Here is a 24,439-nt window from a genome sequence, read left to right on the forward strand (position 1 = left end):
GGTCCCCTTCCTTATTTTCACGTGCTATCGATAGGATAACCGAGATATGGAGCTATCTAAGTCAAATGGAGTTGCAGCCATATGACTTCTTAGATATTCTCGCCAAACTAACAGGTACTTTGCAATGTGCCTTATTCGATTGAAGGAAACGATCATGAAACTCAGCGAAATGGAAACGGGGCGAAAAGGAACAATCGCATCCGTTTCGGGGACAGACCGTTTCGTGTCGCACGTAACGGCCATCGGACTTACCGAAGGCTGCCGCATCGAGATAGTGCAGAACGCCAAGCGGCGTCCGCTGCTCGTGTTCGAACGAGACAGCGTGGTGGCCCTCGACCGGACCGATTGCAAGAACATCGAAGTGGACGTGCTCTCATGAGCTGCGAATCCTGCGCAAGCACGACACCCTCTTGCGAGCATTGCTCGCATGGTTCGGTTGAGTTCACGAAACGCGGCGATGCGTGCATAGCGCTTCTGGGACAGCCGAACTCAGGTAAATCGACCCTGTTCAACGGCCTTACCGGGTCACGTCAACACGTGGGGAACTGGCCCGGAAAGACGGTCGAGCGCAAAGAGGGCGAATTCCTCCGCAACGGCAGAACGTACCAGGTCGTCGATCTGCCCGGTGCCTACGGGCTTGCGGCGAACTCGCCCGAAGAGCAGATAACCGCCGATTTCGTGGCATCGGGGGCGGCCGACGTGACGCTCGTGATGGCCGACGCCTCCCAGCTTGAGCGCAGCTTGTATATGCTGACCGATTTCGCGTGCACCGCACACGACGCACCATGCGTGCTCGTGCTCAATCTCATGGATGTGGCCGAACAGCAAGGCAAGCGCATCGACGCGAAGAAGATCGAGCAGCGCCTCGGCGTTCCTGTCGTGCCGTTCGTGGCGGCTGAAACTTCGAACTACGACGCGCTGCTCGAAGCCATCGATCGCGCGTTGCGCGAGAAGCCCCTCCTGAACACCGAACTGCTGAACGCCGAGATATCCTGCCGCGCCGACACCATCCAAGGACGCGGCGCAGCGAAGTTCGCCTGGATCGAACAGATCATCGAAGGCGCCGAAACCGCGCCGAAGGAGGCTCACGCGCTTTCCCGTTTCGACCGCCTGGCCACCGCATCGCGCGCATCGAAGCCGCTTGCCATCGCCATGATCTTGGTCGGCTTCGTGCTCGCGTTCATCCCAGCGACGCCCATCATGCTTCTAGGAAGCGGCATATCCAGTCTGGGCCAGATGGCGGCCGCCGCACTCATCGACGCAGGAGCGCCGGCGATCCTTGCCAACATGCTCTGGGGCGTCGTCGCCAACAGCCTGTGTTTCGCCGTCATGATGACGGGCTACGTCTTCGGCATCAACCTCGTGTTCCTTGCGTACGAGGAATGGGGCTACATGGCGCGCATCTCCTACGTGTTCGACGAGACGCTTTCGCATTTCGGCCTGCAAGGCAAATCGCTCATGCCGTTTCTCATGTGCTTCGGCTGCACCATGGGAGGCGTCTCGGGCGCGCGCGTGATCGACTCGTGGGGCCAGCGTATGCTCACGATGATGATGGCTTGGGCCATTCCATGCGGTGCCACCTGGGGTATCGTGCCTGTGCTGGCCGTGATCTTCTTCGGCGCGGGAGCCCCGCTTGTGATCGTTGCCATATTCGCCGTAAGCCTGCTGCTCATGTGGCTCATCGGCATCATCTTCGGACCGCACCTCGTTCCCAAGGGCGACCGGGCCGGACTCGTCATGGAGCTTCCTCCTTACCACAAGCCGCGCATGAAGAACGTGTTGCGCGGAGCCCTTATCAAATGCTGGAGCATGTTCCGCCGCGCATTCAAGGTGGTGGCGACGTTCACGCTGGTTATCTGGCTGCTCACCTACACCGCAAGCGGCAACGTGGAAGATTCCGCGCTCTACGCCATCGGTACGGCGATCGAACCGATGACGCGTATCTTCGGCATGGGCTGGGAAACGTTCACCGCCTGGTTCTGCGCGTTGGCCATCAAGGAATCGGCCGTAGGCGTGTTCTCCGCGCTGTTCGCAGGAGGATCGACTCCCAACGAGGCCATCGTGGGCGCCGTCACAGGCTCGGCATTCGTGGCGTCCAACATCGGCGAGCTCATCGCCGCGCATATCTCGGCGCCCGAGGCGCTCGCGTTCATCTTCGCATTCACGTTCAACGTGCCGTGCGCCGCAAGCTGCTCTATGACCGTCGCCGAAGCGCATTCTCCGAAGTGGGTTGCCGTGACCGTCGCGTTCTATATCTGCGCATCCCTGCTTTTAGGATGCGCCGCCTATCACGTGGGATCGCTGCTGTTCGGGTAAGCGACTCTAAAAGCCGCTACCCCGCTTCACGGGGAAGGAAACACCGTTCTTCCGGTGGCTGCGGCCTGCAATCGCGGCTAAACGATGCCCTTTCTGGTTTCGATGACGCCATAGAGATACAGCGCTGGAAGAATGGTGCCTACCGCGGCGTTTGCGATGGAGCCCGCCTCACCGGAGCCGAAAGAGGTGATGATGCCGCAGACGCCGAAGACCACGCTGATGATGCCCAGCACAAAAGCCAGGCTGTTCCTGCCGTTGCGCTTGGAGACCTTGAAGCCCACCACGCCCACGAAGAGGTTGAGGAGGCCGCCGAGGAAGGCGACGATGCCCACGATGGCCGCAACGCCGGCTGCAGCGTCGACATCTGCGTCGGCAGCAAGCACATAGACGCCCATCATCATGAACAGGCCCGCGACCAAAGCGATGACGGCATAGACGATCAGGATGATCGACGTCACGCGAAGGATGCCGCTGCCGGCGGGCTTGTTGGTGCTGTTCTGATCCATTTGAAATCTCCTTGATCTGCATCTCTCCTGGGCTCAGGGCATCGAGCCCCCATTCGACAGGACATGCTAAAAGGCAGCGTCGCCCGCTGCATCATCCCAAAGTATGAGTAGCGCACGCCCGCTTCGAAGACGCAGCACCGATGATGATTGCGAGCGCAGCGATCGCACCAAGCGCGAGAGCCGCGATCGGAGTCGTATCGCCTGTGGCGACGATCTTCGTCGCACGCTGCGCAGCCTGATCGCCTGCAGCCGCAGGAGCCTGGGCGCGCCACACCGCCGTGAACGTATGGTCGCCTTCAACCTGATATTCATCTCCCGGCTGGTAACTGGAACCGTGCCATTCGACAAACCTGTAGCCGTCGCGTATGGGAGCTTCAGGCAGCGTGATCGCTTGACCTTCGCGCACCTGCCACACAATCGGATCTTCGCTGCCGTTAAGCGTGCCGCCATCAAGATCGAAGGTGATGGTGCGCATCGGCAGACCATCATTCGTGATGGTCAACGTTCCAGGCACGTAGACCACGTTGTACACGCCCTGGACGCTCTCGCCTGTAACGGTAATCCGATAGACGCCCTCGGTCTCGCCCTCCTCACGGGAGAATTCGTATTCAACAGTATCGGAACCCAGCGTGCCGACTACCTGAGCGGTGAACTCCGGGTCTTTCGCGCCGACGGGCTTGACCAGGTTGTCGGCGGCCACTACCACGTTCACGGGTTCGTCGGGCGCCGTCACGACAAGCGTGCCCTCGGCGGTCTTGGCGTTGTAGCCGAATGCGGACGCGCGAACGGCATAGTCCACCTCGCCGACGTCTTTGATGGAGGGAGCAGTAGCGCTCCACGTGTCTCCGCCATCCACGCTGTACTCGAACGTGGCGCCGTCCACGTTGGCGGTGCACTCCGCCGTGTGGATCCGGCCATCGTAGACAGCCGAGTAGTTGCCGGCCGTGACCGTAAGCGCATCGGACGTTTCAACCGTCAGCGTGCCGATCTTTTCGCGTATGCGGTAGTTCTGCTCTTTGGCGGTCCCGTCCCACGTCAACGTATAGGTATCAAGCGTCGAGCCCGGGTCGGTCAGGGTACCCGTGGCTGCAAGGGTCGCGGTCTCGGAACCTATCAGGCCTTCCATAGATGCCGAACCCACCAGCGGGCTTCCGTCGTACGCTTTGGTTGCCGAGGTGGTCTCGATCAGCAAGCGAGCCGGCTTGATCTTATACGTCGCGGAAACTTCACCCGTATACGCACCCGCGCCCGTAGCCGTCACCGTCACGCTGCCCGCATTGGTCGTGTCGCCGTCGTAGGAAAGCGTGTAGTCGGTGCCTGCAGCAAGCACGCGACCGCCCTCGCCCGTCACGGTCATGGCCTGCTCGTGCGGCCGGCCGTCATACGTCACGTCATCCGGGACGATTACGTCAAGGTTCGAGATGTCGTTTTCCAAGACCGTGAGCGTGCCCACATCCACGTTCGTCCGGTAATTCATGCGGTTTGCGGTGCCGTCCCACGTCAGCTTGTAGCTGTTGGGAGACGATCCCACCTCGGTCTGGGTTCCTGTGGTTTTGAACGTAGCCGTTTCGCCCGCCGCAAGGCCGCTCATGCTGCCTTCGGCAGTGAGCGCAGACCCGTCGTACAGCCTGGCCGCACTGGGTGTCTTGATGGTAAGCTCTGCCGGCAGGATCTCGAGCTTGCGCACCACAGAGCCCGTATAGTTGCCCGTGCCCGTCACCACCGCACGAGCGGTGCCGGCATTCGTCGCATCGCCTGCAACCGTTACGTCGTAGTCGGATTCGGACAAGGGCGAAGCGGAGCTTGCACCCGCTTTCACATCGGTTACCTGGATGTCGGATTCCGCGACGGCATGTGCGCGGCCGTTGTACACCACCGGCTCGACCTGGCCCACGGACACGCGCGATGCATCGCGAAGCGAAGCCGGCGCAACCGTCAGCGTGCCAGGGGCGAACGTCACGTTGTAGTTGGCAGACTCGCCGCCGACGGCCGTAATCTCGCCCTCATACGTACCCGCATCAAGATCCGCGAACCCATCCGGGCCCGAAACTGCGGGAGCAGTGGTGAACACGCCGGCCACGGTATCGAACGAAGCCATTCCCGCATCCGCTTGCCGATTGGCGGGCAAGTCGGCGTCATATGTGAGCGCATATGCGGGCTCCGCCCCACCGTACACGCCCGTTGCGTCGGCTGCCGAAATCACGACGTTGCGCTTGGCAACCTGCACGCGGGCTTGCGTCAGCGTAAGCCGGTAGTCCGCCAGATCATACGTGGTGCTTGCGCCACCTCCGCCTGCGCCGGCCGTGCGCCTGGCGATCTTGACGACAGCCGTGTCCGCAGGCGTCGCCGCATCCAAAGGCTGCGCTGCAAGCGCGTCGCGTATGCGAGCGGCTTCAGCGTCCGTGGCGTTGCCGATCGAAAGCACGTAGCGGGAAGGATCGGTCGGGATGGAACCGTACACGACGCTCGTCTGAGGTGCGCCGCCCGCTTCATCCATCAGCTGAGACGCAACGATGATCTCTTTTTTGGCAACGTCGATCTCGACGGTCGCCTCGACCGGTTCATACAGATCGCCCGTGCCGTCCGTCAGCGTGACTTTCACAAGAGCGCGGCCGGCATGCTTGATCGAAACGTTGCCTTGGTCGTCGACGGCAACGACCGCCTCCTTTCCGTCATCGACGACCTCGTACGTCCACATGTCATGATCGGTAGCGGGGACGGCCTGGGCGGAAAGCTTGAAGTCGGCATCGCCATACGTCTTGCGGTACGATGAGTCCACGTCTATCGTGCGAATGCTCTTCTCCTTGTCAAAGGTGCGCTCGGTCTGAGACGTCACGTAATTGGGAGAAGCGAACGTGGCGCTTACCTTGTACGTTCCCGCAGGCACGTTCTCGACCGTGAATTGAGCCGTATACGTAGTGCCAGTCGCCGTTGCGACATCGACCACGCGCGTTTCGGTCGAACCCTCGACGGTAAACGTCACGCTGCCGGCAGCTTCATGCAGCCCTGAAACCGTGGCCGTCACGGTGGAAGCGGCACCGGACTCGTGCGCCGTCAAAACGACCGTGGTCGGCGCAGGCGAAATCACGAAGTCCTCGCTTATGCTCGCTTCGGAATAGTTGCCTGACGCAGCCACCTGTGCCGTCACGGTATAGTCTCCCGCTTCGGTCGGAGGAACGACCGCGTTGTACGTCTTGTCAGTTGCCGTGTGCCCTCTATAGCTCAACCTCACGTCGCCGGGACTGTTCGTATAGACCTCAGGATGTACCGCTGGCTGTCCGTCATACGTTTTCGAGGGCGAATCCATGAAGCTGATGAACGTATCGATGGCCTCTACATTGCCGGTATAGGTTGCCGTATGGTTCCAATAGCGCTCATCGTCCTGATCGGCGGCCGTGCTCTCGGCGGTAACCGTATACGGACCTGCTGCCGTGGCGGCCATATCGACGCTCGCGCCAGGAGATGCGGTGGATGCCGCGTTCGCAACGCGTGCGGCTCCCGTGGACGTGAACGTCCAGCCCGTATCGCCAAGCGATGCATCGTCGAGGCTGAGCGTGAAGGGATTGCCCACGGTGATCTTTTTCGAAAGCGGAATGAACTCGGCCGTGCCGCCCGTCTTCAGCCAGCCGGAACCGTCCGTCTTGGTGGTGCCCCAGAAATACTCGCTTTCCGGAATGCCGTCGCCGAAACGCGAGTAGTGCAGGGTGGCGTGCTGAGCATCTGCATCGGACGCAGGAAGATACGACCATACGCGCGCACTATCGAAGTGCGAATACATATCGTTCGTCCCGTAATGCGCAGCGGTCGCGATGCCATCCGGATCGACGGGCACGTTGGGCGCGATCGCCTTCAACGTGGTTCGATGCACGCGTTCGTCAGCGGAGTTCTTGGCACCCGTCAGCTGAGCGCTGATGCTTCCGCCATCGATGATCGGCGAATCGACGTTCCACGTATCGGCAAGAATGGTGCCGCCCGTTACGTTCCAAACGCCGGTGCCCTTGTTTTCAGTACCGACGCCGCAGCCGATATCGTCGGCGCCGGAGCCGCCTGCAACCGCTTCGATATAGCCGCCGATCACCGTGAATCCGTTGATCCTATCGCTATGCGACTTACCCGAACGTGCGGCGCCCACGCCGATGCCAGGGCCTGCTCCCGCAGCGCCGGCTCCGATTCCGCCGCCCTTGGCGTACACGTATCCGCCCGAAACGGCAACCGACACGCCTTCGGAGCCGGGCTGCACCGCCCCTTCGGTCGCTGCGCCCGAACCGATGCCGGCGGCGCCTCTGCCACCCGTTGCCTTAACGAAATTGGTGAACCCATGGTTGCTGGAAACTTCCGGGTCCTGGACCGTGGTAAGGGAGATGTCTATCGTTTTGACCGCCGCGCCGAAAGATCCGCCGATGCCCGCACTGCGATCGCCGCCCGTTGCCGTCACTTGGCTTGCACCCGAAATGGCAATCGTATGATCCATATAGAGGGAACCCGTGACAGCGGTCTCTCGACAGCCTGTGCCGATTCCGGCGCCGTCCCCTCCGCCCTTGGCGTCGACCACGCTGTCCGCGATCGTGATGTCTCCGTCGACCGAGCCGTTGCGGGCGCCGCCGATGCCTGCGCCGCCATAGCTTCCGCCACGAGCCGTCACGTTGGAATCGGCGATCGAGATGGTGCTCGTCTTGATTCCGGCCGTCTTGATGATATTGGCGATGCCCTCGCTGATGTCGTACACATCGAGCATGCGGGTATCGATGCCGCCCGAGCCGATGCCCGCGCCCGTATGCTTGCCCGTTGCGACAACCGTGGAATCGGAAATCTCTATAGGCCCGCAGTTCGCAAACGAACCCGCGCCGATGCCTGCGGCACCCTTGTATTTGTCGTTGCCCGCAGTCGATGTAACGGTGCTGCCCTTGATGGCGATCTTATCCACATGCGAATTCCCGCCGCACCCGATGCCGGGAGACGCGGCAATGTAGTAAACCCAGATGCCTTTATCGGGGGGAGGTGCCTGCACCTTGCTTTCGCCGCCGACGGAACCGGTGGCTGTCACGGTAGAATCGCGAATGGTAATGGAATCCGTGCTGCCATTATGTATGGCCGTGATATCGGAAGCCGCTTCATTGAGCGCACCGCCGTTGCCAATGCCCGGACCCCCGCTGATGCCGTTCGCCACAACGGTGGAACCGGTAATGGCGATGCTGCCGGCGCTGCCTTCAAGGCCGGCACCGATGCCGGTTGCGGCTTCGCCCTCGTCGTTTTTAGCCAAAACAGGCTGGACGGGGGTGGCCGTTATGTTGCTGTCCGTAATGGTGATGGCCCGAACGTCGCCATGATAGCCCACGCCGATGCAGGTTCCCACGTAATCCGTGTCGGAAAGGGAGATGGACCCGACATCGCTCCTTTGTCCGGTGGCGCCGATGCCCACTTGCCGACCCTTGCCGTTGGTTATGGCATATCCGTCCTTGTCGCGCTCTTGAGTCTCGATAGCGCAGTTATCGATCGTGATTTTTTCGATATCGCCATGTTCGGCGGTTCCGATCGCTGCCGCATGCGTGGATGGCGTAGCGGTGATGGTTGCGTTTTTCAGGGTGATATCGCCGACATGTCCGCTGCCGCCACCGATTGCCGCGCAGCAATCCGGATGGTCGTTGCCGCTGTTTCTGTAGGACGCGGCATGTACGATCAGCTTGCGGACGCCGGCAGCGCCTTCTATGGTGATCGCACCGGCGGATTCCGCATCGGCAGACCCGATGCCGGACGCATAGTCGTCGCCTTCGGCGTGTATCGTGCCTGTTCCGGAAATGGAGATCGTTCCAGACTCGTCGTTGCCCGATCCGATGCCCGCACCGTCGTTCGTGCCCTTTGCGTTGATGGTGCCGCCGTCCATGGCGATTTCGATGTCACCCGATTCACCATTGCCCGAACCGATGCCTGCACCGTTTTCTCCGCCTTGCGCGTTGATGGTGGCCGAATCTGCGGTCGAGATCTTGATGGGGCTCTTGCCCGTCGGATAATTGCCTGCAGCGCCGCCGATGCCCGCGCCAGACTCTCCGCCATGCGCGGTGATGGTGCTTTCGCCCTTGGCGGAAATAGTGATGGTTCCGAGCTTTGCGCCGACGGTCAAGCCGATGCCGGCTGCCTCTTCGTGCGCACGAGCCGTCACGCTGGCCGTACCGGATGTCGTGATGGAAATGGAGCCGACGCGTCCGTCGTCTTTGGGCGAGCCGTCCGAGGCGCCGATACCTGCAGAATCGTCGCCCTCGGCCGTGGCGGAGATCGAGCCGCCCGTGATGTCGATCTCGATCGAACCTACCGAACCTTTGTATGCAGCGCCGATAGCCGCTGCGTCCTCATGCGTGGTCTTGGCCGTCACGACAGGAGCGCCCGTGATCTTGATAGAGCCAAGGTCGGAGTCGCGGCCGGTACCGATGGCCGCGCCGTCTTGTTCGGGAACGTCCGCATCCACGGTTCCGCCCGTTATGACGATGGAGTCGTTTTCGTCCCAATGGGCGTCGCCATTGCCGGACTTGTAATCGTCGCCCGTGCCGATGGCGGCGGCTTGGCCCGATCCGTGAGCGTTAATGGTCGGAGCGCCATCGACGTCGGAAATCACAAGCGCGCCGCAGCCCTCGTTATGCGAACCGCCGATGCCCGCGCCGCCATCGGAACCGGACGTCCCGTTCTTAGAATCGTCGCGACCATGGGCATTCAGCGTTCCCGGACCTGTGATGGTCACGTGAGACCCCGCCGTGCGCAACGCCGCGCGACCATAGCCATCGATCGCAAAGCCGCGTCTGGCACCGCCCTTAAGCGTGGCGGTGCAGCCATCGTCCAACACGAACTTCGCGTACGAGCCGCTCTCGACGTTGACGGCGGACTTATCTTCGTCCGACATGTCAAGCAGCAGGTTCTGAAGATGCACTACGATCGGGTCGTCCTCGGTACCGCCCTTGACCGTCAAGTTATGGTCGTGGCTTTCGCCTCTGACGTAATACACATCGGACGGATTGTCCGCAGTGTAGTCCTTATCGGCATCGCCGAAGTCGATCGTAACGTCTGATGCCAACGCCATGCTTGGCGAAGCGGCCAGCATGAAAAGGCTCAGCAGTGCTGCGAACAACGCTGTTTTGTCCGTCTTGATGAGCTGCATATGATCTACTCCCGAAATGGTATGCCAAGGTCTTCATGGAGTGCTGCACACGTTTCCAGCATGTTCGCATGGGCTGCGGACGGCGGATTTTCTTTATCGGCGCATGTGCTTTTCGAAAAACGAGACGACCCCCGGCCAGTCTCGGCTGGCCAGGGGATCGGGGGCGGGAAAGCCCCAAGGGAGGGATAGGAGGAGCGAGATGCCGGAGCCGGGAGGGGGCGGCGCCGGAAAGGGATGCGCTAGCCCACCTGGGAGGTGTAGCTCTGGATGGTCTTGATGGCGTCGACGGCCTCGGAGACCTCGCACGGGGCGAGGAGGGCCTTGCCGAGCTCGCTGCCCATGTCGATGGTGATGCTGCCGTCATCGTTGACGGTCACGCCGAAGGTGATGGAGTTGCCGGAGAGCTCATCGGTGATGGTGATGAGCCTCTCGCCGTTCTGCTCGGTCGCGGTTGCTGCGCCCATGAAGCTCACATGAGCCATCTTCTCGGCATCGAGGAAGAAGATGCCTGTCTTGGAGCCGTCGCCGTTGCCCACGTAGTAGACGGTCTCGCCGCTTTCGGCGACGCCCATGTAGGCTTCGGTGATCTCAGAGGTGGAGATGGAATAGGTCTCGCTTGAGCTGCCGTTCGCCGCACCGTTGGAGGCGTTCGAATCCTGATTCATGGCGGTGTCATTGCTTTTCTGTCCGGCGGAGGTCGACTCGGCGACGGGGGCGGTGGAATCCTCGCCGGCATCGGAGCCGCCGCAGGCCGTGAGAGCGAGCGGGAAGGCGAGAAGTGCGAGGGCGAGAGCGCCGGTGACGATACGGTTCCTGTTGAGCATGGTGGTTCCTCTCTGCGTGCCGTGGTTTTCTGAGGGCTGCCGCGCTACCGCGCTGCCGGGAGGAATTCTATGGAACCGCCGTCGCCCGTACATCATCCCAAAGTATGAGAGGCAAAAACGCGGAGCGTAGGTGGCGCCGGGGCGGCAAGACAGGGGACTACCCCGTCTCGCATCGTCACACCAGATGGAGACGACGGGCTTCACGGGCGGCCTGAACGCGCCTGCTCACGCCGAGCTTGGCGAGAATGTGGCTCACATGGGTCTTCACCGTGGACAGCTTGATGCCCAGAAGCTCGCCGATCTCGACGTTGCTCTTGTCCTGGCAGATGAGATGCAGCACTTGGATCTCCGTCTTGGTAAGGGGCTCCGTCAGCCCCGAGGGCGGCGACATGAAATCGGGGTACCACAGCGCCTGGGCTCGGGCGCCCTTCACAAGGCGCGCCAGCTGCTCTTCGTCCACGTCCATCTCCTCGGCGTGTTCCTGGATCTCGGTGAGCAAGGGAAGCACGGCTGCGCCGTACAGCGTGACGGTACGCACGTAGCCATAGCGTTTCGCCTGTTCAAGCGCATCGGTGATCCATCGTTTCCAATCTCCCTTGCCGCTGCGCCATGCGGCGATGGCCGTGAGCACGCCGTAGTGGATGCGGTCGATGACGCCGTTGCGCGACTTCACATGCTCGTCAAGCATGGAAATGAGTCGAAATGCCTCGTCATAGCGCGATTCCGAGATATACGCCTGGCTTACGGCTCGGTAGATATAGCGATTCAGGAAGTCGAGCGGCCTGGAGAGATCCGGTGCGTTCTCCTCGACCCACGCATGGGCGCGTTCGGCCTGCCTCAGGCGCAGCCAGGCGTGGCAGCGCAGCGCATCGAGGTTCGCGATGATCCTTTTGCGCTCGAGAATCTTGCTCTGGGCAAGATGGCGCCTGTGGAGATCGAGAAGCGTCAGCGCCTGACGCGCATCCCCGCAACACATAAGGTTTTTGCACTGGATGCCGATGGCGGCGAACTCGACGGAAGGGTCGCCTTTGCGCCTGATCTTGGGGAGGACGGCGTTGACCCGCGCAATGTATGGGGTGACGTCCTCGCCCTTTTCGAACTTGCTCTCGCAGAGGGCGATCTCGGTGCAGCCCACCGCGAGCTTCCCCAAGGCGGCCTCGGCGATCTTGCCGATGAGGGCGCTGGTCATCTCGTCCGTGGGAACCCAGAGGCTGAGGTCGCGCCCTCCGTTGATGATGCTGGGCATGGCGCTTGTCATGGAAGGCATGAGTTCCGGGTCGTCGCTCGCCCTCACCTTCGCAAGAGCCCCCACGGCATCCGTGAGGCTCGTCAGGCAGCGATGAGGAAGCGCCAGGTCAAGATACGCGAGGTTGGCATGGGCAACGAGCTTTTCGTCCCGCGTGCGCTCCGGTGCGCGTGCGTAGCTTTCGAGTTCGGCGTACCAGCGCTCCGATCCAACGATGTCCACGAGCATCGAGTCGAGAAGGCTCATGGTGCGCATGAGCCTGGGAGAGGCGCATATCATGTCTTCGGGAAGGTCGTGGTAGTAGCGTTCGAGCTCGCAGTAGGTTCCGGTGCCGGGATTGAGCCGCGCGTGCTCGTCCAGAACCGCAAGCATGCGCACGCTGTCCTTGGCGCGCAAGCATAGGTCGAGCGCATCGATGTAGTCGCCTTGGGCCACGTAATAGTTTACGGCGCGCTCGATTATAGACGAGCGCGCGGCATCCTCGTGGCGGCGCATGCGCTCCCACTGAAGAAAGCCGCGCATGCCTGGCTTCACGTTCCAGCCCTGGTCGTCGCGCGTGACGAAACATGTGACGTGCTGAAGCGCGTCGAGAAGGGCCTTGCCGTCGGCTTCGCCGAGCACGTTCGCGAGAAAGGGCTCGTCGATCCTGTCCAAAAGCGGTATGAGCAGCATGAGCTCCTGGATCTTCGGGTCGAAGCGTCGGTTGAACTCGGACTCGAAGTAGCGCATGACCTCGTTGGTGAGGTCGGCCTCCCATGCATCCTCGCCGTGCAGGATGTGCATAAGCGCGAGCGAGACCGCCAAAGGGTAGCGGGACGTGGCGGCGGCGATGCGCTCGACCAAGAAAGGCGTGGGCGCAAGGCCGTTGGCCACCAAGAGACGCGCTATGTCCGTATCGGTGAAGAAGAGGTCGTCGTTCGTGACGATGACCAGGTCGCCCTTGGCGAAGAAAGGCGTGAGCCATCCAGGCATGGGCGCGCGCGAGATGAAAACGAAGCGCGTGTCGCCGCATTGCGCGACCACGGACGCGAGCGCTGCGCCTTGGGAAGAGGAGACGGCGTCATGGATGTTGTCCACAAGGACGGCGTCATGCCCCTGCGCCGCTTCGACGGTGACGGCAACGCCGACGTCGGTCGTCTCGGCGTCGACCTCCAGCACGTCAAGGCCTTGGAGCATCCGATGGGCGAGCTCGGTCTTGCCGAAGCCGAGAGGAGCGCAGATGAGCGCGATGCGGGTGCAGCTCCATTGCGCCCAGAGGCATTCGTCAAGCTCTAGAGGAATCTTGTTCAGCATGGGCGTTCACTGTTTCCGGGGGACATGCGGCGCGGCGACCGGCGGCGTCAGCGATGCCATCTGGACCCTCCGAATCTTCCAAGACGAGCGAGGCGCCCAGCCGCGGATGGTTGCCATGGTAGTGGAAAAGACGCCGGGCGCCAAGCGCAGACGCAAACGGTCGTAAGGGCGCCCCCGTTCGAGGGCGCCCGGAAGAGGCCCTTCTACAGGTTGAGCGCCTCGAGCTCGGAAGCCGTGGCCTCGACGAGCCTCTCGATCTCTTTGACGTTGCCGCCGAAGACGGAGCCGAAGGAGAAGATCCCGTGGGTCACAGTATCGAAGGCGGCGTTGACGAGCTGGTCGCCGACGCCCACCATCTGGTTCTTCTGGATCAGGATCTTGTTTTTGCCCTGGACCATCACCCACACCTGGTTCTGGCGGTCGAGCGGCGGGAACACTATCACGTCCGCGAAGCCGTTCTTCACGAGCTCAGGCTTGCCTGCCGTGAAAGCCTCGTCCTTGATGCGGTCGAACAGCTCCTTCTCGTTCGCGAAGCTCTGGCTGGTCCTGACGGTCTTGAGCTTGAATCCAAGCGCCATGTCGGTACTCCTGTCCGTGCAAGGTCTTCGGGCGCGCATGGTGCCGCCCCGGTTGGACGCAGTGTGCAGGCTCGTCCGACGAATGTCCTCATCCCAAAGTATGAGCTTCGCCCGATCGCCGCAGGAGACCGTGCGTGTTCCGGCCGATTCCCCGCTACTCCCCTGGATGCTCCTCGGATCCCTGCGCATGCAGCGCGTCCAGCAGCTCGCGGCGGCTGTGCACGTCGAACTTTCGATAGATATGGTTGACGTGCGCCTTGATGGTCCCCTGCGCGACGAAGAGCTCGCGTTCCATGTCTTCCATCGATTTCTCGCGCGCCATAAGCTGCAGCACCTCTTCTTCGCGCGGCGTAAGGCCGTGCAACTTCGATAGGTCCGATACGCGCATGGCAAGACGCCCGGCGCCCGCATCCTCATTCGACGAGAGGTCCTCCATGCGGATGCCCCACTTCGACGACAGATTGCGCTCGGAGACGAATACCGCCACGAACACGACCATGAGCACGATCGTCAACGCGATATACGCCGTCGCGTATGCGCCGGTATCGAGCGACGTCGCCATCCAGGCGCCCGCCGCCCAGCCGACGAGCTCGACCAGATAGCGTATCCCCCGCTCGATCCCGTTTATCCAAACCGCACTGATGCCGAAACGATACGTGATGTTGCTCATGATGAGCATGATGAACATGGAAAGCATCGTGTATCCGGCGTCATAGCAGAACGCCGTAAGCTCCCCCGACAGGGAAAACGACGACGACACGAGCAGGAACCCCACAATGAAGAACGGAAACGCGAGCTGATAGACCGTATCGAAGTTGAACCACTTCGCCGTGGACAGCGCACCGAGGAACACCAGCGCCGTGACGGCAAGCGCGCCGGCCACGTTGCCGATGTTGAGCGTGAGCGCGGGCAACGTGCCGAAGCCGCCGGCGAACGTGCAGGCCGACATCAGCAGGATCGGCTTCCAGGGAAAGACGCGCGTCGCATCCTTGCTCGTGGCGCGCGGCAGGTCGTGGGCAGGCAGATGGTTCATGCTCGCGCGCACCTGGGATAAGGACACCAGCGGCAAGACGAGCGCGAAGAACGCCAGGTATGGCGCCGCAAGCCCCATGAAGAGCCACTTGATGCACTCTCCCGTGAAGATGGCCATCGCATGATACACGGCGACGCGCATGGGATTGAGCATCCCGTAGAATTCCGCCCACATAAGAATGAGCGAGCCGAGCCCGCATCCCGCAAGCACGAGGCCCGCCGCCTTGAGCGCCGCGAGCGGCCAGATGAAGCAGGATACGATGACGAGCGCCGACCCTCCCGACATGAACAGAGCCGTGAGCGCACGGGCACGGCCGTTCGACCAGAGCGGCGTGATGCGCGTCGCGGCGAATGCGAGGACCAGCGAAACCACGCCGATCGCGCCTTCGAACATGAAATAGTCGAACGGACCCACCGTCGGGAACGCATCGAAACGAAAGAATATGGACAGCCATGCGCGGTAGATGCCGACGCCGAAGAACACGAACGGTATCGCAGTTATGCGCTTCGACACGTCCTTCCAGCGGCGTGCCGACACGCGCGCGCGAGCACGTATGGATTCCAATGGACCCTCCTCCCGCACGCCATCATAGCCCACCCGCGGCCCAGAACGCCGAAATAGCCTTTCACCTGGTCGGGTTATTTTCGGGTTATCGATTTAACCGGCACGGATAATTGGCTTCGCTCCCCTTCCGCGCTAGATTCCATGGCAACGGGCGCGCCGCGCAGGGAGGCGCGGCAACCGATGCCCGACGGTCTAGAGAGAGGGGTCTCCCATGAAGAGGATGTCGAGAAGGTCGTTTCTTGCAACCAGCGGAGCAGCCGCCATCGGCGGCGCGCTCGCGCTTTCAGGATGCGGTGCCGGCGGGTCGAAGGCCGCAGGAGCCATGGCCGACGGCGCATGGGTCGGTTCAGGCGTCGGCAAGCACGGAACCTTCAACGTCGAGGTGGCCGTGAAGGACGGCGCGATCGAACGCATCAACGTGCTCGACGCACGTGAAACCCAAGGCATGGGCGACGTCGCCATGGAAGAGATCTCGAAGCTCATCGTCGACAACCAGACGCTGAACGTCGACGGCGTCTCGGGCGCGACCCTCTCGAGCGGAGCGTTCATAAACGCCGTGGGCGACGCCCTCACGCAGGCGGGCGCCGATGTGAGCGAATGGAAGACGCGTGCCCATGCGGGCATGTCCGATGCGGAAGACATCCCGACCGAAGCCGACGTCGTGGTCGTCGGCGGCGGCGGAGCCGGATTCGCAGCCGCGATCACGGCCGCCAATGCCGGCAAGAAGGTCGTCCTGCTCGAGAAGCTCGGCATCCTGGGCGGCGATACCTCCCTGTCCGGCGGCGAGATGGCCGTGCCCGGCAACTGGATCCAGCTCAAGCAGGGCGTCGAGGACTCGCCCGAAACGCTCGCCGAGGACATGCTCAAGGGCGGCGACAACGTGGGCGACCCCGACCTCGTCAAGGTCATCGCCGAAGGCACGCTCGACTCAAGCCAGTGGCTCACCTTCGAAGGCGGCGTCTCCTGGGAACACGACCTGCTCTTCTTCGGCGGCCATTCGGTCATGCGCTCCATCATCCCCCAGGGCCATACCGGCTCCGAGATGATCGTGAAGCTCACTAAGCGCGCCGGCGAGATCGAGAACCTCACCATCGTGAAGAACATGCGCGCAACCGAGCTCGTCAAAGACGCTTCAGGCGCCGTCGCCGGCGTGAAGGCCGAAAGCCAGCTATCGGGCAACGCCCATGAATTCAAGGCGAAGGCCGTCGTGCTCGCCTGCGGCGGATTCGGCTCGAACGTCGACATGCGCGTGAAGTACAACGCCGACATGGACGACAAGATCCTCTCCACCGACTCGGTCGGCGCGCAGGGCGATGGCCTGACCATGGCATCCGCCATAGGCGCCGAGCTCATCGACATGCAGTACATCCAGACCTATCCCACCTGCGATCCTGAAACCGGCGCGCTGCTCTACGTCGATGACATGCGCCTTGAGAGCCGCGCCATCATGGTCAACAAGGAAGGCGACCGCTTCGTCGAGGAGCTCGACCGTCGCGATGTGCTTTCGAACGCCATCAAGAGCCAGACCGGCGGCATGGGCTACATGCTGTGGAACCAGGCTGCGGCCGACGAGACCGGCCTGCTCAAGCAGCATGCCGATGAATACGACAACCTCGAGAAGCGCGGCATCATCGTGAAGGCCGACACGCTCGAGGAAGCGGCGGCCCACTTCGAGATCGACGCGGACGAGCTGAAGAAGACGGTCGAGCGCTGGAACCAGTTCGCGAAGGACGGCAAGGACGCCGACTTCAACTATCGCGCCGACCTCTTCACCATCGATGCCGGCCCGTACTACCTCAACTCCTACAAGCCCGCCGTCCACTACACGATGGGCGGCCTGCACATCACGACGAATGCCGAGGTCCTGGACGAATCGGGTGCAGCGATCCCCGGCCTGTACGCCGCCGGCGAGGTGGCCGGCCATAAGATGGGCACGAACCGCCTCGGGTCGTGCTCCATGGCCGATATCTACACCTTCGGCCGTATCGCCGGCGATCAGGCGGCCAACTTCGTCGGGTAGACGGATCCGTCGGACCGGGCGGCTCGCTTCGTCGGATGACGGACGATCCGACTGGATGGTTCGCACGCCTCCTGCGCACGGTCCCTTCCTATAGAACGTGCGCTCGACGGCGTCATGATCCGCACGTCCTCCTCCGAGCAGGATCCCCTCCTCCTGCTCGGAGATATGTTCGAAGCGCCCTGCGCACGCCCCCGTTCATCAACCAGGCCACGGTGCTGACGAATGCGCTCACCTGGACGATGAACTCGATGGCGGGCACCGCCATCCGACCGGCTACGCAAGACGCTCCATGCGCACGCCCACATCGATCGGCTTCGCGTTGAACGGAGCCGTCGTGGCGAGCCCATCAACGCCGGTCGCCGCATAGGCGGCGGCGTTCGTTTCATCAATGCCGCCCGCAGCGATGATCGTGAGACGGGGATCGATCGCACGCAGCTCGCGCACCAATTCGCTCGTCTCGGCAACCTCGACCTTGTCGAGCTGGACCCCGTCTATCAGAGGCATGCCTCTGACGCCGCGCGCGAGCACGCGCGCCTCATCGGGCGACGCTTCCACGAAGATCTTCTTCTCCACGCACTTCGCACGCATCGCGGGCAGCGCGGCACGCAGCCCTTCGAATCCTCCGAGAAACTCCCTGTGCTGCGCGAAGATGAGCACCGTTTCGGAAACGCCCAATCGATGCGGCCATGCTCCACCCGCCATGACGGCAAGCGTGAGCAGATCCTTCGCGCCAGGCTGGCTCTTGCGCGTGGTCAGGATCTCGCACGCCGGATTCGCCGCATGCGCGGCGTCGACCATGGCGCGCGTCTTGGTGGCCACAGCCGACAGATGGTCGTAGACGTTCTGCCCCACCTTCCACATCGCATGGAGCGAAGATGCACGGCCGCTCACGACCATAAGCGCGCTTCCCGCGCGCGCACGGGCACCATCGCATACCGCCTGTTCGACGGAAAGGCCTAGCCGCTGGGCGATTCTGCAGTTCGCATCGGTGCCGGCGACAATGCAATCCTCGCGCGTCACGTAGGTCATGCGGCCCTGGTTCTTCTCGATGCCCAGAAGCTCGGTCGTAAGATCGATATAAGGCACGTCTTCGGCGATAAGCGCGTCGATGCGCGCATCGGCCATCACAAGCATTGCCGTCCTCCTTCAGCCGTCCATTCCCAAAAACGACGATACGTCGGCATCATGCGCCGCATCGAACAGATCATCTGCCGCAACGACCGCCTTAAGCCCGCCATCAAGCACGATGCCCACGCGATCCGCAAGCTGCTGCGCTTCGTTGAAATCATGCGTGACGAACACGATCGTGCAATCGAAATCCCGATGCACCATGCGCAGCAGATCGTGCATGCGTGCCTTCGTCGTGGGATCGAGCGCCGAGAACGGCTCGTCCAGAATAAGAAGACGGGGCCTTAGCACGAGCGCGCGCGCAAGCGCGGCGCGCTGCGATTCGCCGCCGCTGATCACGCCAGGCATCTTATCCGCCAGGCCCCCGATGCCGAATGCTTCGAGCATCTCCCCGACGCGACATCGTTCTTCGTCCGCGCCTACGTGCGCACATTTCAGCCCGTATGCGACGTTATCGCCCACCGTCATGTGGGGGAAAAGGACGTAGTCCTGATAGAGGATGCCGATGCCCCGGTCTTGGACCGCGATATCGCGTGCGTCACGTCCGTCCAGCAGCACGCGACCCTTATAGTCCTCGAATGCGCCGGCGATCGTTTCCATGAGCACGGTCTTGCCCGAACCGGTCGCGCCCAGCACGGCGAACACCTCGCCTGCCTCTATCGCAAGATGCGGCACGCGCAAGGCGAACGTACCGCGACGAACCACGAGATCCTCGACGTCCACGCGCATGCCCATCAGGCATCGCCTCTCACCCGCGTCGCATGCGACGGCCCGTTCAAAACATTGGCAAGCACGAGGGTCGCAGCGCTCACGAGAAGCATGATCATCGCCGTCGCCATGGCGGTATCGGTATTGCCGGTGGAAATGCTCAGATAGATCGACCCAGGAAGCGTTTCGGTGCGCATGCGCGTGACGCCTACGAGCATCAGCGTCGCACCGAACTCGCCCATGCCACGCGCCCAGGTAAGAACGAATGCCGAGATGACGGCATTGCGGCACAAGGGCAGCGTGATGGTTCTGAACGTATCGAACGGAGACGCGCCCAGCGTGCGTGCGACGAATTCCATGCGCGGATTCACATCGGCCATTGCCGTGCGCACCATGCGCAGGGAAAACGGCAGGTTCACAATCATCTGCGCGAACACGATGCCCGCAGGTTGGAACACCACGGAAAACCCTGCATGCGCAAGCGCCTTGCCCGCAGGCGAAGAGAACATCACCAGCAAGGCGAAGCCCAGCACGATATAAGGCAGCGACAGGGTGAGCTCCATCAGCACCTCCATCGCACGTCGCCCAGGAAAACGCACGTGCGTGAGGGCATAGCCTGCGGGAAGCGCGAGCAGAAGGCATATCGTCGTGGATATCGTCGACGTCACGACGCTCATGCGCAGCGAGAACATCACTTCGTCGGAGGATACGGCCTCGTGGAAGTGCGTGATGCCGCTCACGGCGATCGTCGCCACCGTCATACCTACGAAAAGCAGCACGACCAGCGTGGCGGCACCGCATACCAGCGAAAAGGCCTCGCGCGGCCGACGCGTGGGTTTCGATACGCCCTTCATGGTGCGAAGCGGCGGCGCGCGCTATGCGATTTCGTAGCCGGCTGCCGTCCAGACGGCCTTGGCCTCGTCGCCGCCCAAGTAGCTCATGAACGCGTCGAGGGTTTCCTGGTCCTGCGTATAGGAAAGCTCGACGGCCAGAATGGTCTTGGTGTATGCGCTCATCTCGTCATTCGCGACGGACACGACGCCATCGACCATGTTCTCTTTCCACACGATGCCCGCGTCGCCCTGATCGGATGCAAGCGCGGTGGCGATCTGAGGAGCCGTGGTGGTCGTGGTGATCTTGTCTTGCAAAGAATCCCACAGTCCGGCATCGCTCAGGGCCTTCTTCGCGACCTTGCCGATCGCCACGGATTCGGGATCGCCGATCAGAAGGCTGTCGACGTTTCCAAGATCGGCGAGCGCATGGACGTCCTTGGGATTAGACGAGGGAACGACCAGCACGGGGATGTGCTTCACCAGATCGGTGGACTTAGTCGTCACGTCGGCCACGCGCTTGGCCTCCTCGTCCGAGCCGGCGATCCACAGATCTCCCGATTCCGATTCATTGATCTGGGTTTGGATCTGGGCCGCATTCGCATAGGTCACGTTCATCGTGCAGCCTGTTTCGTCCTGGAAGTCTTGGGCGATCTTCTTGAACGGTTCGGTCATGCCGGCGCCGCAATAGATGTTGAGCGTCTTGCCGGACAGATCGGCAGCTGTTTTCATTTCCGCATCCGAAGCGGGCGAATCCGATGCGGCATCGCTCGAAGCAGACCCGCCATCGCGTCCGCATCCGGTAACGGCGAGCAGAGCAGCCGATGCTCCGAAAACGCCGGAAAGCTTCAAGAAGTTGCGACGGGATAGGTTGCTTGCATTCGTGTTCAATGTAGTTCCTTCCTTGATTTGCGCAGTTCGAACGCACGGCGATCGGCTGCGCCTCCCCGCCATGCGCCCCTCCGGCACATAGCCGACGCCGTCCATGCACCCGTTTCCGCACATGCGGCACGCATAGAAACGAATTATATATTCCTATTTCAGAATATTTCAACCAAGGGATAGGGTATGAATTTAGGATCGAAGAAGTGAGCAGGAGTTCCGAGAGCGTGAACGCACCCTAAAACCCTAAGACCTCTTTCATGAAAACACATACTGCGGCGTCTTCTTTCTTCGTAAGAGAGCGCCTGATTCGATCGATTTCATCCATATTGAGATGGGGCCAAATGATCCTCGCTGCTTCAGCGTCCTTTTCCTGCTTGCCTTTGCGTTCCTTGTTGATAACCATCTTATGCACCGCATAGGCCTCCGGCGATGGCACGAGCAAGGTCATGCCCAGATAGCTGACCTCAACAGTGTTTCGAGAGAGAATATCCATATGCCAAAGACTTTGGGCCGAAACGCCGATATTGGTCTCCAGGGAGGATTCCGCACCGGCCCCCATCTTGCCGATAAGAAACTCCATCTCCAAACCTGAACGGTCCATTATCTTGGTGGTGCCGGTCAATCTGTCCGATTCGACAATATACCCTGCATTTCGTGCAGCTGAAGCAAGATGTATGGGCTCTGCAGGCTTTCGCGCATTACGTACCAAGAAATCAACGTCCAAGGTTCTGATGTTCGGCTCGAATCCTTCCAGTATGCCAAGCTTGCGAAATAAGTACTCTGCCCATGAGCCGACCAAGATGACATGCTTGAGACAGCCCGTGGCATCCAGAAGCTTAATGAATCGAGCGAACTCATGCTCTTGAATGCTCATCGACATACCCCCTTCCTAATGCTTTCACTATTTGGCGACGACTCTTTGCCTGTTCCTTCAAGGCCGCTTCGTTCTCTTTGCGTCGAGCTATGCCTTGAGCGACGGAGTCGACATCCACCGCCTTCACGTATTCGCTTTTCACATGGACTCCGTCGCGGTACTGCAAATAATAGTAAGGGCGGCCACCGATCATGCGTTTACGCACGCTGCCGCGGGGAAGCGAGTCATTTTCCGCCTCCATGGCGCGGGATATGCGCAGGGAACGATCGTATTCCTCCATGAGCACTTCCTCTAATATCGACATTGCTCCTCCTTTACCCTACATTTATATAATTATATTTAAATGTAGGGTAATTTTGAAATGAAGTCCAGATATCCGAGCCGTCGCATGGAATAAAAGATGGGACGTCGCGCCACGCGAAACCGACAAGGCCATGAGAGCAGCCAGACACGTCGAAGCGAGACGCCTGCCCTACAATTCCAATCGCCTGTTCGTCTCCCGATCCCTCGGCGCCACGGGCTCCATGTCCAGCCGCAGCGCCTGCTCGACCACCTTCATGAGGTCTTCGTCGCAGATGGTCGGCCTCACCTTCACGAGCCCCACCAGGCCGAATATCACCAAGCAGAACATCTCGTATACCAGGTGTATCTCGATCTGATGATACGCCGCGTATTCCGCAACGATGTGATCGTTCAGGCAGTCCACCGTCTCCACCGTCGCACGCACGTCGAACGCATCGCGCACCCCGAGCTCTTCGAGCACGGAAATCATCGGCCGCGGTTCCCCGTCCGCATCGTAGAGGGCATAGCGGAACGTATGGACGCAGGTGCGCAAAGAGCCGGCCGTATCGCCGAACGCGCGTGATTCATTCCATGCGATAACGCTTTCCACCAGGTCTTCCGCATAATCGTCGAGCACCGCCTCGATGATCCCGTTCTTATTGCCGAAGTGGTAGTACGCAAGCTCGCGGGTCACGTTCGCCTCACGCGCGATGGCTGTCACCGTGGTCTTCCGAACGCCGTCGCGCTCGAAGAGCGCCCGGGCTGTCGCTGCGATCACGCCGGGCGTGCCTTGAAGACGCCGCGTTTCAGCAAGATTCTCCCGATGCCTGCGTACGTGTGCGGCAGCCTCCTGCGGCGTTCGCTCTCCATAGCGCCGTATCGTCGCCATGACCGTCCCTTCTCTTTCATACGTCTTCGTCCACGTGAGAGTGCTTCTCTACCGCGACCTGGAGATCTTCCGCAAGACCGAATAGCCTGCGGGTTCGAACGCGTTCTTCTGCGCATGATCCGGAAGCTCTCCGATGGTATTGCACATACAAGAGCCTTTTGTGAAATCATATTATATTCCATGATGCTACACTCCGGGTAATTTCACCATCCTGACTTGGGAAAATGTCTCATCAAGGAGGTATGGCATGACGGTTCCCGTTTGGGTCACTCCCGTATCCATGGCGGTCTACACCACGCTCCTCATGCTCTTCACGGAGTTCATGCGCCGCCATTACCGCACGTCCATGTGGTTCTGGGTGGTTTCGCTCGCCACGGTCCCCTTCTGGATCATGAACATACCTTCCGACGACTGGTTCCGCTGGGCGAAGAACCTTTCGGTCATCCTTCCGCTCATCTATGCAGGCATCGGGCGCTTCGCCGCCGTGGAGCAGAAGGACACGCCGTTCTGGCGGCTCATGCGCAAGCGCTGGGTACGTTGGACGCTCTACGGCATCGTGTTCTGCAACATCGCCGAAGCCACGCTGCGCGACGTGGAAATGGGCAACTACATGAACGGCCTGGCGGGCCTCATCCTCTGCATCACCATGCCCTTCGGCGACAAGTACTGGAAGTACGACACCGCCCATTACGGCGAGATCATCGCCTATACGGTTCCCATGTGGAACTTCCTCTACACCACGTGGAACGCCTGCTTCGTCTACGCCGAAGGCCACGAGTTCTTCGCCAGCACGTGCTGCATTCTTGCGGCGGCCGAGCTGTACCCCCTGATCAAACGTCAGCCTGAGCTCTACATCACAGGACGTATCTACACGCTCGGCATCCACCTGCTGCTGCGCAGCTGCTTCCCGCTGCTCTTCCCCACCATCATGAACAGCGCCGCCTGGTTCAACCCCGACGTGATGTATTGGTGGGGTATGTTCAACGGCATCATCGGCCTGCCGTTCGTGTTCTGGTACTGCTACCAGCTCCATGCGGGCAAGGCCGATATCTCCTTCCGCCGCCGCAAAGCCCGCGAGGCATACCTCATCGGACGCGAGAAGGGCCTCATCGACGACTACGGCGATCCGGTGAATCCCACGGCATCCGCACGCGCGCAAGCCGCGGCCGCGAGCGTCCAGGCAAGCGATGCATCGAAGACGTCCCGGTAAGACATCGACCTTTGCGCCGATAAGGCTATCGACCCTTGCGCATCCCTTATTCCCCATTCGTCGTCGAGGCGAAGAGCGCGGCCGCTGCGTTGGAAGCGGTGGATGCCGC

Annotated in this window: 17 protein-coding genes; 4 read left to right on the forward strand and 13 right to left on the reverse strand. The window is 61.4% G+C overall.

What is annotated here, in order from left to right; genetic code table 11:
* The first annotated feature begins 154 nt into the window (after positions 1-154).
* Both HMPREF0762_RS06660 and feoB read left to right on the forward strand, forming a co-directional pair.
* On the forward strand, positions 155-379 hold the full coding sequence (locus tag HMPREF0762_RS06660) for a FeoA family protein (RefSeq protein ID WP_040619376.1): 225 nt from the start codon (positions 155-157) through the stop codon (positions 377-379).
* Positions 376-2,316: a ferrous iron transport protein B gene (gene feoB / locus HMPREF0762_RS06665; protein ID WP_040619378.1), complete on the forward strand. Its 1,941-nt coding sequence runs from the start codon at positions 376-378 to the stop codon at positions 2,314-2,316. The genes HMPREF0762_RS06660 and feoB overlap by 4 nt, the downstream gene beginning before the upstream one ends.
* Before the next feature lie 77 nt (positions 2,317-2,393).
* On the opposite strand, the gene HMPREF0762_RS06670 is transcribed toward feoB, so the two are convergent.
* From HMPREF0762_RS06670 to HMPREF0762_RS06700, 6 genes are all read right to left on the reverse strand, one after another.
* Positions 2,394-2,822 (reverse strand): hypothetical protein, encoded by a 429-nt coding sequence (locus HMPREF0762_RS06670; protein ID WP_006362799.1) that lies wholly within the window; start codon positions 2,820-2,822, stop codon positions 2,394-2,396.
* A gap of 91 nt (positions 2,823-2,913) precedes the next feature.
* Positions 2,914-9,966: an MBG domain-containing protein gene (locus HMPREF0762_RS06675; protein ID WP_006362800.1), complete on the reverse strand. Its 7,053-nt coding sequence runs from the start codon at positions 9,964-9,966 to the stop codon at positions 2,914-2,916.
* 239 nt (positions 9,967-10,205) lie between these two features.
* Positions 10,206-10,790: a hypothetical protein gene (locus tag HMPREF0762_RS06680; RefSeq protein WP_006362801.1), complete on the reverse strand. Its 585-nt coding sequence runs from the start codon at positions 10,788-10,790 to the stop codon at positions 10,206-10,208.
* A gap of 175 nt (positions 10,791-10,965) precedes the next feature.
* Entirely contained in the window at positions 10,966-13,329 is a 2,364-nt protein-coding gene (locus HMPREF0762_RS06685) for a LuxR C-terminal-related transcriptional regulator (RefSeq protein WP_006362802.1), read from the reverse strand.
* Positions 13,330-13,532: 203 nt separating this feature from the next.
* Positions 13,533-13,907 (reverse strand): hypothetical protein, encoded by a 375-nt coding sequence (locus HMPREF0762_RS06695; RefSeq protein ID WP_040619381.1) that lies wholly within the window; start codon positions 13,905-13,907, stop codon positions 13,533-13,535.
* Positions 13,908-14,061: 154 nt separating this feature from the next.
* Entirely contained in the window at positions 14,062-15,504 is a 1,443-nt protein-coding gene (locus HMPREF0762_RS06700) for a helix-turn-helix transcriptional regulator (RefSeq protein ID WP_050759697.1), read from the reverse strand.
* Positions 15,505-15,715: 211 nt separating this feature from the next.
* Here HMPREF0762_RS06700 and HMPREF0762_RS06705 point away from each other — a divergent pair, with 211 nt between their 5' ends.
* Positions 15,716-17,524 carry a flavocytochrome c gene (locus tag HMPREF0762_RS06705; RefSeq protein ID WP_006362806.1) on the forward strand — a complete coding sequence of 603 codons (1,809 nt, stop codon included), beginning with the start codon at positions 15,716-15,718 and terminating at the stop codon, positions 17,522-17,524.
* A 273-nt stretch (positions 17,525-17,797) separates the two neighbouring features.
* Here the strand turns inward: HMPREF0762_RS06705 and modD are convergent, their stop codons facing one another.
* The 7 genes from modD to HMPREF0762_RS06740 all read right to left on the reverse strand — a co-directional run bounded on the left by modD (position 17,798) and on the right by HMPREF0762_RS06740 (position 23,120).
* Positions 17,798-18,658 (reverse strand): ModD protein, encoded by an 861-nt coding sequence (gene modD / locus HMPREF0762_RS06710; RefSeq protein WP_006362809.1) that lies wholly within the window; start codon positions 18,656-18,658, stop codon positions 17,798-17,800.
* 12 nt (positions 18,659-18,670) lie between these two features.
* Complete coding sequence (locus tag HMPREF0762_RS06715) at positions 18,671-19,387, reverse strand: ABC transporter ATP-binding protein (protein WP_006362810.1); 717 nt, start codon at positions 19,385-19,387, stop codon at positions 18,671-18,673.
* Entirely contained in the window at positions 19,387-20,121 is a 735-nt protein-coding gene (locus tag HMPREF0762_RS06720) for an ABC transporter permease (RefSeq protein ID WP_248676519.1), read from the reverse strand. Before HMPREF0762_RS06720 ends, HMPREF0762_RS06715 begins: the two co-directional genes overlap by 1 nt.
* 114 nt (positions 20,122-20,235) lie before the next feature.
* Positions 20,236-21,081 (reverse strand): molybdate ABC transporter substrate-binding protein, encoded by an 846-nt coding sequence (modA, locus tag HMPREF0762_RS06725; protein WP_050759698.1) that lies wholly within the window; start codon positions 21,079-21,081, stop codon positions 20,236-20,238.
* A gap of 229 nt (positions 21,082-21,310) precedes the next feature.
* Positions 21,311-21,949, reverse strand: coding sequence for a GSU2403 family nucleotidyltransferase fold protein (locus HMPREF0762_RS06730; protein WP_040619383.1), 639 nt, complete (start codon positions 21,947-21,949; stop codon positions 21,311-21,313).
* Positions 21,930-22,229: a nucleotidyltransferase family protein gene (locus HMPREF0762_RS06735; protein WP_238319021.1), complete on the reverse strand. Its 300-nt coding sequence runs from the start codon at positions 22,227-22,229 to the stop codon at positions 21,930-21,932. The genes HMPREF0762_RS06730 and HMPREF0762_RS06735 overlap by 20 nt, the downstream gene beginning before the upstream one ends.
* A 192-nt stretch (positions 22,230-22,421) precedes the next feature.
* Positions 22,422-23,120: a TetR/AcrR family transcriptional regulator gene (locus HMPREF0762_RS06740; protein ID WP_006362815.1), complete on the reverse strand. Its 699-nt coding sequence runs from the start codon at positions 23,118-23,120 to the stop codon at positions 22,422-22,424.
* 247 nt (positions 23,121-23,367) lie between these two features.
* Here HMPREF0762_RS06740 and HMPREF0762_RS06745 point away from each other — a divergent pair, with 247 nt between their 5' ends.
* Positions 23,368-24,330 carry a hypothetical protein gene (locus tag HMPREF0762_RS06745; protein ID WP_040619386.1) on the forward strand — a complete coding sequence of 321 codons (963 nt, stop codon included), beginning with the start codon at positions 23,368-23,370 and terminating at the stop codon, positions 24,328-24,330.
* The last annotated feature ends 109 nt before the right edge of the window (positions 24,331-24,439 follow it).

Source organism: Slackia exigua ATCC 700122 (genome assembly GCF_000162875.1).
Taxonomy (GTDB): Bacteria; Actinomycetota; Coriobacteriia; order Coriobacteriales; family Eggerthellaceae; genus Slackia; species Slackia exigua.

Bases quoted from the DNA above. Each gene is read 5' to 3' on its own strand.
- HMPREF0762_RS06670 (WP_006362799.1), bottom strand. From the start codon at position 2,822: ATGGATCAGAACAGCACCAACAAGCCCGCCGGCAGCGGCATCCTTCGC.
- HMPREF0762_RS06740 (WP_006362815.1), bottom strand. From the start codon at position 23,120: ATGGCGACGATACGGCGCTATGGAGAGCGAACGCCGCAGGAGGCTGCC.
- HMPREF0762_RS06720 (WP_248676519.1), bottom strand. From the start codon at position 20,121: ATGACGGTGGCGACGATCGCCGTGAGCGGCATCACGCACTTCCACGAG.
- HMPREF0762_RS06660 (WP_040619376.1), top strand. From the start codon at position 155: ATGAAACTCAGCGAAATGGAAACGGGGCGAAAAGGAACAATCGCATCC.
- HMPREF0762_RS06680 (WP_006362801.1), bottom strand. From the start codon at position 10,790: ATGCTCAACAGGAACCGTATCGTCACCGGCGCTCTCGCCCTCGCACTT.
- HMPREF0762_RS06695 (WP_040619381.1), bottom strand. From the start codon at position 13,907: ATGGCGCTTGGATTCAAGCTCAAGACCGTCAGGACCAGCCAGAGCTTC.
- feoB (WP_040619378.1), top strand. From the start codon at position 376: ATGAGCTGCGAATCCTGCGCAAGCACGACACCCTCTTGCGAGCATTGC.
- HMPREF0762_RS06715 (WP_006362810.1), bottom strand. From the start codon at position 19,387: ATGGGCATGCGCGTGGACGTCGAGGATCTCGTGGTTCGTCGCGGTACG.
- modD (WP_006362809.1), bottom strand. From the start codon at position 18,658: ATGCTTGTGATGGCCGATGCGCGCATCGACGCGCTTATCGCCGAAGAC.
- HMPREF0762_RS06730 (WP_040619383.1), bottom strand. From the start codon at position 21,949: ATGAGCATTCAAGAGCATGAGTTCGCTCGATTCATTAAGCTTCTGGAT.
- HMPREF0762_RS06745 (WP_040619386.1), top strand. From the start codon at position 23,368: ATGACGGTTCCCGTTTGGGTCACTCCCGTATCCATGGCGGTCTACACC.
- HMPREF0762_RS06735 (WP_238319021.1), bottom strand. From the start codon at position 22,229: ATGGAGGAATACGATCGTTCCCTGCGCATATCCCGCGCCATGGAGGCG.
- HMPREF0762_RS06675 (WP_006362800.1), bottom strand. From the start codon at position 9,966: ATGCAGCTCATCAAGACGGACAAAACAGCGTTGTTCGCAGCACTGCTG.
- HMPREF0762_RS06685 (WP_006362802.1), bottom strand. From the start codon at position 13,329: ATGCTGAACAAGATTCCTCTAGAGCTTGACGAATGCCTCTGGGCGCAA.
- HMPREF0762_RS06705 (WP_006362806.1), top strand. From the start codon at position 15,716: ATGAAGAGGATGTCGAGAAGGTCGTTTCTTGCAACCAGCGGAGCAGCC.